Source organism: Psychrobacter fulvigenes (assembly GCF_904846155.1).
Classification (GTDB): domain Bacteria; phylum Pseudomonadota; class Gammaproteobacteria; order Pseudomonadales; family Moraxellaceae; genus Psychrobacter; species Psychrobacter fulvigenes.
Map to the genome: position 1 here is coordinate 1191604 of NZ_CAJGZP010000001.1, position 14920 is coordinate 1206523.

The window sequence follows — 14920 nt, forward strand, 5'->3', positions numbered from 1 at the left end:
GTATCTTAAGCTTATATATAGTGATGAAAGTAGTGAGTTATATAATGGTTATATAAAGGGTGTTACTAAGTTGTCAGCAGTATAACATGCTGCCGTGCCAGTGTAGTGTGAGCAAGGCTTTTTTATCGCGCTTGTTATGCATAAAGAAGGGTTAAAAGCCATGAAGGAGAGGATGTCTCTTCATTCTAAGACTAGTGTCATAGTCGAATGATCAACACGCTCTGTCATTACTGTCTATAATACGCATAACCATACCTATACTATAGTGAATACTAAATAAAAAGAGTACAGATATGACAGCGTGCTACTGGTATAAGTTTTACTTGCGTGCTGCGTTCCCAGAGGCTGCGCAAAATTCATCCCAGTAGCACTGTGTTTGTTTTATAGTGGATCAACTATATAAATAGTTACGATATTGAGAAAAGTATGAATACATCAGCATCTGAAAGTAAAACGAATTCTACAACCCAAAATGATAGTGCAGCAAAGCAGTCTGAGCTGCAAGCGCAAATGATTGAGCTGCAAATGAGTATGGCGCATCTTGAGCTCACTGTAGAGCGCTTAGATCAAGTCGTCACTAGCCAAGACAGACATATCCAAACCCTACAACGTCAGCTACAGCTGGTCTATAAGCAAGTAGAAAGTCAAACTGTTGAAGAGGGGATTGCACCCTTCGATGTGATAGCAGACAGACCACCTCACTATTGAGCTGTTATGCACTCACTTTAGCTAATGCTATTATCACAATATGACCAAACAGTCATAAATGAGAGATAATGTGTTATTGATGTTGTTTTAGTGTTTGAAAGTCATTACCATGGCTCGCCAAGGTATCATCTGCAAAGTGGCTTTTACAGTACTGGTTATTGTAGTGATATGACAATAAGGACGTTTGGAGATATACAATGGGCACTAATTTTAATCTAAAAACACTGGCAGTTGCTGTTGCGGCTTTTTCTGTAGCCAGCATGAGTAACGCGGCTGGCCTTGATCGCTCTGGTCAAGACATCACTGCCTTCTTACAAGACGGTACCTATGCAGAAGTCAGTTATACCTATCTTGATGCCGACGTTACAGGTAAAGACATATCTGGTAATAACATTGATGACATCGCTGAGTCTTACGACTTCTTCCGTTATGGCGTAAAAGCAGATATCAACGATACCTTTAGCGTTGGCGTATTATACGATGAACCTTTTGGTGCCGCTGCTGATTATAGTGGTAAAAATGACTTTGTATCGCATGAACCAAACCCTATTTTTGAAGGGCTTATACCACCTAATGGCGAAGGTACCAATGTAGAAGTCCGTACGGAGAGCATCACTGCTATTATCGGTGCCAAACTTGGCGAAAATAAAAACTTCCAAGTTTACGGTGGTCCAGTCGCCCAACGTGTCCAAGCGGATGTAAAATTGCGTGGTACTGCTTACAGTGTTGCTGATGGTTATACCACCCATATCAGTGCTGATCAGGATTATGGTTGGATAGCTGGTATGGCTTATAGTAAGCCAGAAATTGCTTTACAAGCTGCATTGACCTATCGTTCTGAGATTGAGCACAATACTAATGCCGCTGAGCTATATCCTTTTGCGCAAAGTCCATTAATCGGTCTTTCAGCAAACAGAAGCGGTAATATTGAAATTACTACACCTGAATCGGTAAACTTTGACTTCCAAACGGGTATCAATCCAACCACATTGGCGACCGCAAAAGTCCGCTGGGTACCATGGAGCGATTTTGCGATTACACCATCATTGTACAATGAGGCTAGTCAAGTATTAGCGACAAGACCTCAGGGTGCTGGTATACCTCCTGAAGGTCTAGATTTAGTCAGCTATGATAAAGATCAATGGCAGGTAGAGCTAGGCCTCGCCAAGCGCTTAACACCTGCTTTGGCCGTTTCAGGTAATATCGGTTGGGATAGCGGTGCGGGTAATCCAGTGACGTCTTTAGGGCCTATCGAAGGTTACTACAGTGCGGGTCTGGGTGCGAAATATAACGTCACTGAAAACTGGGCAATCTCAGCAGGTGGTAAATATCTTTGGTTTGGTGATGCCAAAGGTCAAATACCAAGTAAAACGGTTGTTAGTGATTTCCAAGACAATGATGGTTACGTACTTGGTGCAAAAATATCTTATCAATCTAAGTAACTAACCTCCTTTTAGTCTCGATACAGAAGCGATCCATGATGGGTCGCTTTTTTTGTGCTTAAATGCGCTTAAAGAGTAATAAAAAAACTGCTCTATGATGTCGATTCCAATTATTAGCGAATTGAATGGCAGATAGGGTTTTAATCAAGAAAGTTAAGCTGATTAGGTTTTAATCAATACAAAACTCAGGTGGCATGATCTTGATCATAGACTAGGTTACGGACTGGTTATAAATGAGAACTGTACTGTCATAATGGCGAAATAAAGTGCTTTATATGTTGTCTTAGTGTCAAAAAGCTATTACTATTCAGTTTAGGACATCGTTTGAATAGTCAGCTTGGTATTTAAAATAATACTATGTGCTGAATATGAAAGCGTTTATACAACTAGGACGTTTGGAGATACACAATGCGCGCCACCTTTCATTTAAAAACTCTTTCGGTAGCTGTCGCTGCTCTTTCTGTTGCTAGCCTTGCTAGCGCCGCTGGTCTTGATCGCTCAGGTCAAGATATCACTGCATTCCTACAAGATGGCACGTATGCAGAAACAGTCTATACCTATATTAATGCTGATGTCACTGGCTAAGATAATCAGAATGTAGCTACTAATGATCAGGGCTATGTTCAAGGTAATAAAACTGGCGATGTTGCTGAAACTTATGACTTCTTCCGTTATGGGGTAAAAGCGGATATCAACGATACCTTTAGCGTTGGTGTGTTATACGACGAGCCTTTCGGTGCTGCCGCTGCTTACAGTGGTGAAAGTAATTTTGTCACAGATACTGATACTGATGCTCTGGTTTCAAGCCTAGCAGGAAGTCAAGGCATTAATAGTGTTGCAGCCCTTGAAGGTACAGTAGCACAGTTACAAGGAGCACTTTCTCCAGGAAACCCTGGAAACTTAACGCCACAAGAGCTAGCACAAGCACAAGGCCAGCTTATAGGGCTTCAAGGTGTACAAGGAGTGGTAGATACAGCAGGGCAAGGTACTAATGTTGAAGTACGCAGCCATAATCTCACAGCTATTCTTGGTATGAAACTAGGTGAGAATAAAAACTTCCAAATCTACGGTGGTCCAGTTGCCCAGCGCGTAGAGGCGGATGTAAAACTACGTGGTACAGCCTATGGCCCTGCGACTGGCTATACGGCAAATATTAGCCCTGACCAAGACTATGGTTGGTTGCTGGTCTTTCATATAGTAAACCTGAACTTGCTTTAAAAGCAGCCTTAACCTATCGCTCTGAGATTGATCATGATATGACAATCTTTGAAAGCTTTCCTTTAGCGACAGCTGCTGGCGCTCAAGCTGGTAAACTAATTCCATCAAGCAGAGGCGATAAGATGGAAATTACTACGCCAGAGTCAGTCAACTTTGATTTCCAAACGGGTATTAACCCAACTACATTAGCCACGGCCAAAGTGCGCTGGGTACCATGGGGTGACTTTGCGATTGTACCGCCACTATATAATGAAGTTAGTAAAATAGCGACTAATGATGATAAAGGTTTACCACTCGTTAGTTATGATAAGGATCAATGGCAGGTAGAGCTCGGTCTGGCTAAGCGCTTATCACAAGCACTGGCAGTGAGTGGTACGGTTGGCTGGGATAGCGGTGCTGGTGATCCAACTTCTTCACTTGGTCCAGTAGAAGGGTATTATAGTGCTGGTTTGGGTGCGAAATATAACGTTACTGAAAACTGGGCAGTATCTGCTGGTGGTAAATACCTATGGTTTGGTGATGCTAAAGGTGAACTACCCAACAAATCTATAGTTGGTAATTTCGAAGACAATGATGGCTATATCGTTGGTGTTAAACTATCTTATCAAGGTGACTAATAGTTATATATCCAACCAACTTATATGATTAGCAAATAAAAAAGCGATCCATAAATGGGTCGCTTTTTTTATGCGTCTAATTTGAGAGAAAGATAAAGGGTATAAGTAGTGAGGTAGCCTTAAGACAGTATAGATTGCATGGATTCAGTCTTTTTGTTGCGAGCAAAAGTAGCGACAGTAAGGTCTATGAGTATAACTGAGAAAGTATTCAGTGCTTACTGCACGTAAGCCAAATAGAGACTACAAAAGCCTGTCTTGAATAGAGTCAGAGTGTGTCTGTTATTAAAAGAGTGAACTATAGCTGCATCCAATTTCCTAATTACTTTGATCGATGACACGCTCTAGATAAGCGCTGATCAGATGTAAATACAACGAGTCGGACAGTCATAAAGAGACAATAAAAAAACCTCGCTACTATGACAGTAGCGAGGTTGTTCATAAGAATGCTATGAGAAGATTGTTTGACTTACTTATCTAAGTTAAGCTCCATCTCTTCAAATTTGGCAGATACTGAAGGTCTTGGACCACCAGTCATGGTACTGACAGCGAAGATGGCGATGGTACTTAAGATAAAGCCTGGAACGATGGCGTATAACCAACTATTCAATGCCACACCATTCATCTCAAATGGACCATAGACCCATAAGATGACAGTCAACGCACCAACGACCATACCAGCAACCGCGCCGTTACGGTTCATACCGCGCCATGTGAGACTGAAGATAACTAGGGGTCCGAATGCTGCGCCAAACCCTGCCCAAGCGTTAGAGACCAAGTTCAATACTGAGCTATCTGGATTAGAAGCCAATAATATAGCGACAATAGCGACGACTATTACTGAGATACGACCGACCAGTACTTGGCGCGCTTCTGGTGCTTCTCTATCAAAGAACAGCTTGTAAACGTCTTTGGTTAATGAGCTTGATACCACCAATAACTGAGAGGAGATGGTACTCATAATGGCCGCTAAGATCGCCGCTAACAAGAAGCCCGAAACCAATGGATGGAATAAGAACTGAGTAAATACTAAAAAGATGGTCTCAGGATCATCCAAGGTCATTGCTGTTTTGGCCACATAGGCGCGACCAGCGATACCCGTCACACACGCACCAATAAGACTGATAATCATCCAACTCATACCGATTCTACGTGCTGTAGGCACGTCTTTGACTGAACGAATCGCCATAAAACGTACGATGATATGTGGCTGACCAAAATAGCCTAAGCCCCATGCCAGTAAGGATATAATACCAAGCGCAGTCATACCACTGGTAATGTCGAGCATACTTGGATCGATAGCTCTGATAGCGTTCGTCGTAGCACCTACACCGCCAAGATCAGTCAAGGCCACAATAGGTACAATCACCATTGCAAAGAGCATGATTACGCCCTGTACAAAGTCAGTCATAGATACTGCTAAGAAACCACCGAACAAAGTATAGACAACAACGACACCAGCCGTGACCCAAAGACCAGTACCATAAGAGAGGTTGAGCGAGCTTTCGAAGAGCTTACCGCCGCCAACCAAGCTGGCAGCTGTATAGACCGTAAAGAATAAGATAATCACTATCGCTGAGATAACACGCAGCAAGTGCGACTTATCTTCAAAGCGGTTGGCGAAGTAATCAGGAAGAGTGATCGCGTTATCAGCGACTTCAGTATAGACACGCAATCTTGGGGCAACAATGAGATAGTTCAAAAACGCACCCATTGTCAGACCGATGGCAATCCAAGCACTAACCACACCATCAGCATACATAGCGCCAGGCAAACCCAATAGTAACCAACCTGACATGTCTGAGGCGCCAGCCGATAACGCTGTGACGGCAGGGCTTAGGTTACGACCACCGAGCATATAGCCTTCAGTGTCATTGGCTTGCTTGAAGTAAGCATAAATACCAATCCCAATCATCACCAAAAAATAGGCGCCCAGTGAAATCATTACGCCACTAGAAACTCCATTCATAAAACTATCCTTAACCAACTGTATTGGCTGTAATTATGTTTAACCTTCAAATTTATTATTAAGGTACGATTCGTAAAGACAAAAAAAGCCATTAAGTAAAACAAAATGGCTTTTTATTTATCTTAATTATTCGCTTTTAGTTTTATATGATTGATGGTATTTTTCGATGCTTTTCGCTTCGCCTGTGCCACATCAATAGTGCTGGCTGATGGGCAACAGATAAAATCAATCATTTAAAACCGTCTGTTTTGCTACATTGGCTGCATAACCTTTTGCCAAGTCATACGCCGATGTGCAAAGAACAAACATAAAGCTACCATTATTAGACATTGGACGTTATTCACTGATCGTTAATTTTTCTACTCTATTAAATCTACATCTATTGGAATAGGTATCTTCATAGAATCAGGGCATAAATACTATTAATCAGCGATTAAGTTAATTAGTAAATAATAACCATTCAGCGAAAGCAGCTGTGTTTTGCAGCCTTTTCGCCATAATACCTTACTCAATACATGCCGTTAAGTGACTATTTGTGCCGTTATGGTAACTATATGTTGTATAAGCAAACTTGCCGCATTATAACGTAAAGAGGTTATGATTGCGAATTGCGCCTTTAAACTCAGGGGTTAACTATTGATCACTGTCAGTCATTAATCGATAGGAGCGAGTAGTTCAAGTAAGGCTTCAACGCTGGTCGAGCGAGTCAGTTTGGGGTTGATGACCACGCCTAAATAACGCTGCAGTTCTATATTATTCGCCATATCAATGCGTTCTAAATCCTGGCTGATTAGGGTCTGCGGTAATACCGACCAGCCAAGTCCAACAGAGACCAACATACGAATGGACTCAAGCGGATTGGTACTCATGGTGGCATAAGGTTTTAGGTTATGTTTGGCAAACTCTGCTAGGGTTATCTGGCTGGTGAAGGTATTGGCAGAAGGCAGAATAGCAGGGTAGTGTGCCAGTTGCTCTAATGTGACATTGTTTTTAGTAGCCAGCGGTGATAGAGCGCCAGTCATAAAATATAGTGGATCTGACCATAAGGTGTGGTAAGTTAGGCGCTTGTCATAGACTGGCGGTAAGGTCAAAAATGCCAAAGACAAATTACCATCGATAACCGCTTTATGCGCTTCTTCTGAGTCTACAAAGTGTACTTCTAGCTGTACAGAAGGATAACGCTGAATGAAATGCTTTAACACTGGCGCTAGATGATGCAAGCCAATATGATGGCTGGTACCGATGACTAGCTTGCCAGAAACGGTTTGCTTGGAATGTTGTAGATTAATTTTGAAGTTTTCATAATCATCAAGCCAGCGCTTGGCATGAGGGAGCATCTCAGTTGCCGCTTGGGTTGGAACAATGCCGCGACCAACGGTATCAAACAAAGTGATTTTAAACTCTTCTTCTAAATTTTTGATGCGCTTACTGACTGCAGGTTGGGTGATAAAGAGCTTTTCTGCGGCACCTGAGATACTGCCTGTCTGCATGACAGTCACAAACGTCGTCAAATTAGTGGTGTTCAAAACGATGTCCTTAGCTATAAAGCGAGCCATAAGTAAAAGTTGGTATACCCAGTCACAATGAATTAGAAATAAAAGTTTGTGAATAGATAAAAATCATCAATTATTATTATAGAATTAGGCTGTTATAATCACAAGGTATAGAGACACTTTTGATGAATTTATTTTGTCACATTCTAATTTGAACAGCATACAAATACTTTTTGACGTAAGACAGCGTCAGTTATGTCAATTATATAATTTATGTCAGTTATATAATATGGCACAACCACTTGAATATTATCACTGACAACGCATAACGACATATAGTCAGCAAGCAATTAGCAATTAATAAGGATAGCAACATGGCCGGTCAAACTTTATATGACAAACTCTGGAATGCTCACGAAGTCACCAAGCGCGATGATGGCTCGAGCCTAATTTATATTGACCGTCATTTATTACATGAGGTGACCAGTCCACAAGCATTTGAGGGCTTGGAGCTTGCCAATAGAGAGCCTTGGCGTTTGTCTGCCAATATCGCCAGTCCCGATCACAACGTCCCAACGGTGACCAAAGAGCGCTCAGAAGGCGTGGAAGGTATCAAAGATAAAGTCTCACGTCTGCAAGTAGTTACTTTAGATGATAACTGCGCTAAGTTTGATATCGCTGAATTCACTATTAATGATGCCCGTCAAGGCATCTTGCACGTCGTCGGCCCTGAGCAAGGCTTAGTACTGCCAGGTATGACGGTAGTGTGCGGCGACTCACATACGGCGACTCATGGTGCGCTTGGTTGTCTTGCTCATGGTATCGGTACTTCTGAGGTTGAGCATGTACTTGCCACTCAGTGCCTGATTCAAAAGAAATCAAAAAATATGCAAATCCGCGTTACTGGTGAGCTTGGTGTTGGCGTGACCCCAAAAGATGTGGTGCTCGCAATCATTGCGCAGATCGGTACCGCTGGTGGTACAGGCCATGCCATTGAGTTTGCAGGACAAGTGTTTGAAGAAATGAGCATGGAAGGGCGCATGACCGTCTGTAACATGGCGATTGAAGCGGGTGCGCGCGTCGGCATGGTCGCTGTCGACGATACGACGATTGACTATGTCAAAGGCCGTCCGTATGCACCGACTGCTGAGCAGTGGGAGCAAGCAGAAGCCTACTGGCGTACATTGTATTCAGATGATGATGCGGTATTTGATACGGTTATCGAGATTGATGGTAGCCAGATTGCACCGCAAGTGTCTTGGGGTACTTCACCTGAGATGGTCGTGGATGTGACTCAGTCAGTGCCCACGCCAGACCAAGCAGCAGATGAATCACAACGTGAAGGCTGGTTACGTGCCTATACCTATATGGGCTTAGAAGCTGGACAGCCGATTACTGATATTGAGCTTGATCGAATCTTTATCGGCTCTTGCACCAACTCACGTATCGAAGATTTACGCGATGCAGCTGCGGTTATTAAAGGTCGTAAAGTTGCAGATAATATCAAAGAAGCCATTGTGGTTGCTGGCTCTGGACAGGTGAAGTTGCAAGCAGAAGCAGAAGGCTTAGACACGGTATTTACCGATGCAGGCTTTGAGTGGCGCGAGCCTGGTTGCTCTATGTGCTTGGCGATGAACGCCGATAAGCTTGAGCCAGAAGAGCACTGCGCATCGACTTCTAACCGTAACTTTGAAGGACGTCAAGGTACGGGTGGGCGCACGCATTTGGTGAGTCCAGCGATGGCAGCGGCCGCCGCATTGGCTGGTCACTTCGTCGATGTGCGTACTTTTTAATGGTTTATTGGCCCTTGACGCTTCTCACATTTTTATCACATAGGAATTTACCATGCAAGCTTATAACACTCAAACGGGTATCGTCTGTCCGCTAGATCGCGCCAACGTTGATACCGACCAAATTATCCCTAAGCAGTTTTTAAAGTCTATTAAGCGTACTGGCTTTGGCGTCAACTTATTCGATGACTGGCGTTATCTAGATGAAGGCTTCCCAGGTCAGGACAACAGTAAGCGTCCTATTAACCCAGACTTTGTATTGAACCAGCCGCGTTATCAAGGGGCTACGATCTTGCTGGCTCGTAAGAACTTTGGCTGCGGTTCTAGCCGTGAGCATGCGCCTTGGGCACTGTCTGAATATGGGTTCCGTACCGTAATTGCACCAAGTTTTGCTGATATTTTTTATAACAACTGCTTTAAAAACGGCATGTTGCCGATAGTTTTGGACGAAGCCATCGTCGATAAGCTGATGAAAGCCACGCTTGAGAATGAAGGTTACGAGCTGACTGCGGATCTTGAGCGTCAAGTAGTTACTACGCCGACTGGTGAAGAGTATGCCTTTGAAGTAGATGCCTTTCGTAAGCATTGTTTGCTAAATGGTCTTGATGACATTGGTCTAACCTTGCAGCAAAGCGACTCAATCAAGGCATATGAGCAAAAAATGATGCAAAAAACCCCTTGGATCTTTAATGAGGTGCGGGCATAAAGTGAAGCCTGAATAAATGTCAAATAGTCAAGCATACAGCGTTGAGTTATGGTGACGAACTGGCTAAAATGAATATTAAGCACACTTCTATTTATATGAACAGTAGCCACCATTATGAATAAAAAACGTTATGCTCTATTTACTAGTACGCTCATAGCTGCCAGTCTAGCGCTGTCAGGCTGTCAGCTATTAACCGGTTATCAGCAGATTGATAGAGCTGAAAATGCGGATAAGTGGATGGGTAAGCTCATTCCTGTGGCAGGTGAGGTAAATCTCGCTTGTTTTGGTACCTATCATTGTGAAGTTACCCATATAGATAGAACCCCTATTATTTCGCCAGAAACCCATGAGCCTGTTGACATGAGTATGTTGACGACGACACCTAGCGCTGACGAGGTCACTTCACTATTAGACACCAAATCGGTCAAAATAGTCCCTTTAGCACCTTCTGGTATAAAGGGGCTGACCAATTATTATGCACGAGTGAAGCCTATCAAGCGTGAAGTACATGTGAACTTTTATCCTGAAAATAATCTTGGCTATGTTGAGCGCTTTGCTATCATTCATGAGTTTGTTGATGCCACCTATCAGATACGAGCCTATCAAGATAAGTCTAATCAAGAGGCTGGTAGCTTACTTGATAAAGCATCGCCAAAACCCCTATGTGTTGAGTTGGTAGAAGATGGCACGGTTGTACGTCATTTTTGTAAACAAACGGATGCGCAGCAGCAAGGTGAATTTATCGAAGTTGCGGTCACCAAAAGCTAAACGTAAACAACTCAGCACTCATAACCTTTTACTTAATTACCGACAAGGATCAGTATGGCAACGATATTAACATTAGCAGGCGATGGCATTGGCCCTGAAATCATGACTCAAGCCATTGATGTGCTAAAAGCTGTCAATAAGAAGTTTGATTTGGGGTTGACGCTTGAGTCTGGACTGATTGGTGGCGTGGCAATCGATGCGACGGGCGAACCACTGCCTGAAGAGACGTTGAATCAAGCGCGTAACGCAGATGCGGTGTTATTAGGTGCTGTAGGTGGTCCAAAGTGGGATGCTATCGAGCGTAGCAAGCGTCCTGAACGTGGCCTACTAAAAATCCGTAGCGAGCTTGGCTTGTTTGCCAACTTGCGTGTAGCAAAACTCTATCCGCAACTGGCAAATGCTTCTAGTATCAAACCTGAAATTATCTCTGGCTTAGATTTACTCATCGTGCGTGAGTTGACTGGTGGTATATATTTCGGTGAGCCGCGCGGCATCCGCATGTTAGACAATGGTGAGCAGCAAGGCTACAACACCATGGTCTATAAAACCAGCGAGATTGAGCGTATCGGAAAAGTTGCTTTTGAGTTGGCACAAACGCGCGCAAAAGCAGCTGGCACACCTGCCAAAGTATGTTCGGTCGATAAGGCGAACGTCCTAGAAGTCACAGAGCTGTGGAAGCAGACGATGATTGAGATGCAGCAAGCCGACTATAGTGATGTAAGCTTGTCGCATATGTATGCAGACAATGCCTGTATGCAGCTGATTCGTGATCCAAAGCAGTTCGACGTAATGGTGACGGGCAACATGTTTGGCGATATCTTGTCTGATGAAGCGGCCATGCTAACAGGCTCTATCGGTATGTTACCTTCTGCCAGCCTTGATGAAGATGGCAAAGGTATGTATGAGCCTTGCCATGGTTCAGCACCTGATATTGCAGGCCAAGATAAAGCCAACCCATTGGCGACAATTCTTTCTGTTGCTATGATGCTGCGTTATACTTTTAAGCAAGAACAAGCAGCGCAAGCGATTGAGCAAGCGGTTAGTGAGGTACTCGATGATGGTCTACGGACGCTTGATATCTTAGACAGTGATGAGAGTGGCCTGATTCAAGTGGGCTGTAAACAAATGGGTGAAGCAGTATTGGCTAAATTGTCATAAGCGAATCGCTGTTGTAAAGTTAAGTACTTAAGCTTTTATGACCCATAAACTACTGAGTGGTTTATGGGTTTTTTTGTGGGAATATAAAGTTTATTAGCACATTACTTGGCAAGTTATGAGCCCTTTTAAATGGCTTCGCAGTCAGATTGTGACGTCTATTTGATCTTTTATTATTTAGTTTTTTATAACACAGCGACTATAAGAATAAGCACTTCTTAACATAAAGGTGTTATATGCTCACAGGGCAATGTGACATGATGGTTGAGCAATAAAATAAATGGTTAGACAATAAAAAGCCAGATAACAAAATGAATAATAAATAATAACTTTAGGAGTGTCCATGTACCCATTAACAAAAGTCAGTAGTGCAGTGGTAGCTATTGGTTTATCTACTGTACTATTTATGAGTCCAAGTAGTGCTGCTACAACAAATAATACCGATATTAAAAACAATAGCAGTGTTAAAAACAGGGAGGTTAGTCCAGTAACCAATGGCGTGAGTCAAAAGATTACCCGAGATACGGAGACTGCAAGTTTACTAAATAGTCTATTACCAACGATCAAATATAACACCGACAATCTCTCGACAGTAGCAAAGAAAGTGAATGATGCCAACTGGTCAGAAGGCGCTGATATCGATCGCAGCATAGGTACCAAGTTACAAGCCTTACTGAATTGGCAACATAACGGTGTTGGAGCGGTCGATGGTTATTGGGGTAAAAACACCCGAAAAGCCATGCAAGCCTTTCAAAAGACTAACGGACTAGCGGTGACAGAGCAGCTGAATACAGAGACGTGGCAAGCACTGACTAGTGATGACAAGCTTGCTACGCAGCCAGTATTGGTTAATTATACCCTCAAAGATAGCGATATTGATATTAAGACCACAACCATCCCCGCTGGTGCAGAGGCCAAGGCTAAGCTTGAGGGCATGTATTACGAAAGTGTCATCGAAGCACTGGCAGAAAAATTTCACATGAGTAAAAAGTACCTCAAAACGCTCAATCCGAACGCCAAGTTCAGGGCTGGCGAGACCATCATTATCTATAATCCTGGTAACCCAAATACCGAGCAAGTAAGCCGAGTAGTAGCCGACAAAACAACCGAAACCTTATATGCTTATGATGACAATGGTACCCTTGTTGCCAGTTATCCGACCACAGTGGGTAGCACGGCAACACCTTCACCATCCGGTACACATACGGTTGAAGTAAAAGTGCATGAGCCGAATTATACCTTTACACATGCTGATGACAGTCAGACGATTATCCCGCCAGGACCTAATAATCCCGTCGGTAGTGTCTGGATTGGTTTGAGTAAGCCTTCTTATGGTATCCATGGCTCACCAGACCCTGAGCGTATCAGTCGTCAGGCCTCGGAAGGCTGTATACGCCTGACTAATTGGGATGCATTGGCACTTTTAGGTACCATCAAAGATGGTGCCACAGTAGAGTTTAAGTAGAGCGGATGGGAATAAAATGAATAGGAATAAAACGAGTTGAAATAAAGAAACGTTAAAATAATCTTCTTCATTAGTCGCATCCATAAAAAAATACCGCTAAAAAATTAGCGGTATTTTTTGGGCAGTACAAAACTAACGTCAGTTATTAAACGAGTCACTATCTATGGGGAGTTAGTAGACAGGTCATTGGTTTTGTTATTATTGTCATGTAAAACAGCCAAGCTATTATATTAGCTGAATAACCAGCCCACTTAATAACCCGTTTAACAATCTATCGTTGAGCAACTGTTATTTAGTACACGCCATATAACAAAAAATTAGTTTTTGCCGCGATAAGTAATACGACCTTTGGTTAAGTCGTAAGGGGTCATTTCAACCTTAACTTTATCACCAGTTAGAATGCGGATATAGTGCTTGCGCATTTTGCCTGAGATATGAGCAATGATTTCGTGTCCGTTTTCTAAACGAACTTTAAACAAAGTGTTTGGAAGGGTGTCGATGACTTCGCCTTCAAATTCAATAATTTCGTCTTTAGCCATAATCTGTATCAATCAATGAAAAATAAGCGAGTATTATACGCAGGTTTTAAAATTAAAGCAATACGGTTTCAGGTTTTTACTTGACAGCATGTAATCGTTATGTATGTCAGTACCCTATTTGAATGTACAACAGACCCTAGCCTTACATTGGTTTAATCAGGTAGGTTGAGCCAAATGGGTGTTAGCGGTGCTTTGGGTAACAACTGCTGATAATGCTCGGGATAATAAGCGTTAATGAAGTATAGACCATCACCAGAGGCAGTGGGTGGTGCAATCGTACGATCTTTTTTTGCCAGAATGTCTAAGAAGTCTGTAGGCTGTAATTCATGCTTACCTATGGCATAGAGCGTACCCATAAGGTTACGCACCATGTGATGCAAAAAACCATCTGCTTGAATATCAAACACGATAAACTGCCCATGGGCAAAGAGATTGGCATGGCTCACATTGCGTATAGGCTGATTGGATTGGCAGGCTGCTGCTCGGTAGCTACTAAAGTCATGTGTTCCAGCTATGTCTGCAGCGGCGGTTTGCATGGCTGCCAGGTCTAGTGGCTCGTGAATATGAGTCACTTGGTGATTGAGAATAGCGGGGCGCTGTGCTTGATTCAAAGTAATATAACGATACCGGCGAGCAATGGCGCCAAAGCGGGCATGGAAGTCGGCAGGCATCGGCTGTACCCAGCGTAGGGCGATATCATCAGGCAGTAAGCTGTTGACGCCGCGTAGCCAATTGTGAGTTGGGCGATAAGCATGGGTGACGAAGTGGGCAATCATATTGCTCGCATGCACGCTAGCGTCTGTACGGCCAGCCGCGACTACTTCTACTGTTTCGTTCGCCACTGTGCCGATAGCTTTTTCTAAAGCTTCTTGTACGCCCAGTACTTCTTTTTGCCGTTGCCAGCCATGATAGTTGGTACCTAAAAACTCAATGGCAATGGCCAACGTATAAGTAGGGGTATCTTGATTTTCAGCGGCCTGTGTGAGGGTGGTTTTAGATTCGGACAATGTGGGTTGGTCAGGTGTTACCGGTGAAGTCATAAAGGGCTCAGAA

General features: G+C 43.2%; 11 protein-coding genes and 1 pseudogene. 8 read left to right on the plus strand and 4 right to left on the minus strand.

The window, feature by feature from the left end; translation table 11 throughout:
- The first annotated feature begins 426 nt into the window (after nt 1–426).
- The 3 genes and pseudogenes from JMX03_RS05320 to JMX03_RS05330 all read left to right on the plus strand — a co-directional run bounded on the left by JMX03_RS05320 (nt 427) and on the right by JMX03_RS05330 (nt 3985).
- Complete coding sequence (locus tag JMX03_RS05320) at nt 427–708, plus strand: SlyX family protein (protein WP_201595023.1); 282 nt, start codon at nt 427–429, stop codon at nt 706–708.
- A 197-nt stretch (nt 709–905) separates the two neighbouring features.
- Nucleotides 906–2150: an OmpP1/FadL family transporter gene (locus JMX03_RS05325; RefSeq protein ID WP_201595025.1), complete on the plus strand. Its 1245-nt coding sequence runs from the start codon at nt 906–908 to the stop codon at nt 2148–2150.
- A 408-nt stretch (nt 2151–2558) separates the two neighbouring features.
- Nucleotides 2559–3985: pseudogene (locus tag JMX03_RS05330) on the plus strand (hypothetical protein).
- Between the two features lie 466 nt (nt 3986–4451).
- Here JMX03_RS05330 and putP read toward each other — a convergent pair.
- A complete protein-coding gene (gene putP / locus JMX03_RS05335) occupies nt 4452–5951 on the minus strand; it encodes a sodium/proline symporter PutP (protein ID WP_201575096.1) in 1500 nt (499 codons plus the stop codon).
- Nucleotides 5952–6604: 653 nt separating this feature from the next.
- Entirely contained in the window at nt 6605–7477 is an 873-nt protein-coding gene (locus JMX03_RS05340; RefSeq protein ID WP_201575095.1) for a LysR family transcriptional regulator, read from the minus strand.
- A gap of 341 nt (nt 7478–7818) precedes the next feature.
- Between JMX03_RS05340 and leuC the strand changes: the two genes are divergently transcribed.
- The 5 genes from leuC (at nt 7819) to JMX03_RS05365 (ending at nt 13328) form a co-directional block, all read left to right on the plus strand.
- Nucleotides 7819–9237 carry a 3-isopropylmalate dehydratase large subunit gene (gene leuC / locus JMX03_RS05345; protein WP_201575094.1) on the plus strand — a complete coding sequence of 473 codons (1419 nt, stop codon included), beginning with the start codon at nt 7819–7821 and terminating at the stop codon, nt 9235–9237.
- 52 nt (nt 9238–9289) lie between these two features.
- The gene (leuD, locus tag JMX03_RS05350) at nt 9290–9940 is read left to right on the plus strand and encodes a 3-isopropylmalate dehydratase small subunit (protein WP_201575093.1); all 651 of its coding nucleotides are present in this window, start codon (nt 9290–9292) and stop codon (nt 9938–9940) included.
- Between the two features lie 114 nt (nt 9941–10054).
- Nucleotides 10055–10708: a hypothetical protein gene (locus JMX03_RS05355; RefSeq protein WP_201595027.1), complete on the plus strand. Its 654-nt coding sequence runs from the start codon at nt 10055–10057 to the stop codon at nt 10706–10708.
- A gap of 54 nt (nt 10709–10762) precedes the next feature.
- Nucleotides 10763–11866, plus strand: coding sequence for a 3-isopropylmalate dehydrogenase (gene leuB, locus JMX03_RS05360; RefSeq protein ID WP_201595029.1), 1104 nt, complete (start codon nt 10763–10765; stop codon nt 11864–11866).
- A 340-nt stretch (nt 11867–12206) separates the two neighbouring features.
- On the plus strand, nt 12207–13328 hold the full coding sequence (locus tag JMX03_RS05365) for a L,D-transpeptidase family protein (RefSeq protein ID WP_201595031.1): 1122 nt from the start codon (nt 12207–12209) through the stop codon (nt 13326–13328).
- Between the two features lie 317 nt (nt 13329–13645).
- On the opposite strand, the gene infA is transcribed toward JMX03_RS05365, so the two are convergent.
- Nucleotides 13646–13867 carry a translation initiation factor IF-1 gene (gene infA / locus JMX03_RS05370; protein ID WP_265089859.1) on the minus strand — a complete coding sequence of 74 codons (222 nt, stop codon included), beginning with the start codon at nt 13865–13867 and terminating at the stop codon, nt 13646–13648.
- A gap of 152 nt (nt 13868–14019) precedes the next feature.
- Complete coding sequence (truA, locus tag JMX03_RS05375) at nt 14020–14907, minus strand: tRNA pseudouridine(38-40) synthase TruA (RefSeq protein ID WP_227695351.1); 888 nt, start codon at nt 14905–14907, stop codon at nt 14020–14022.
- Between the last annotated feature and the right edge of the window lie 13 nt (nt 14908–14920).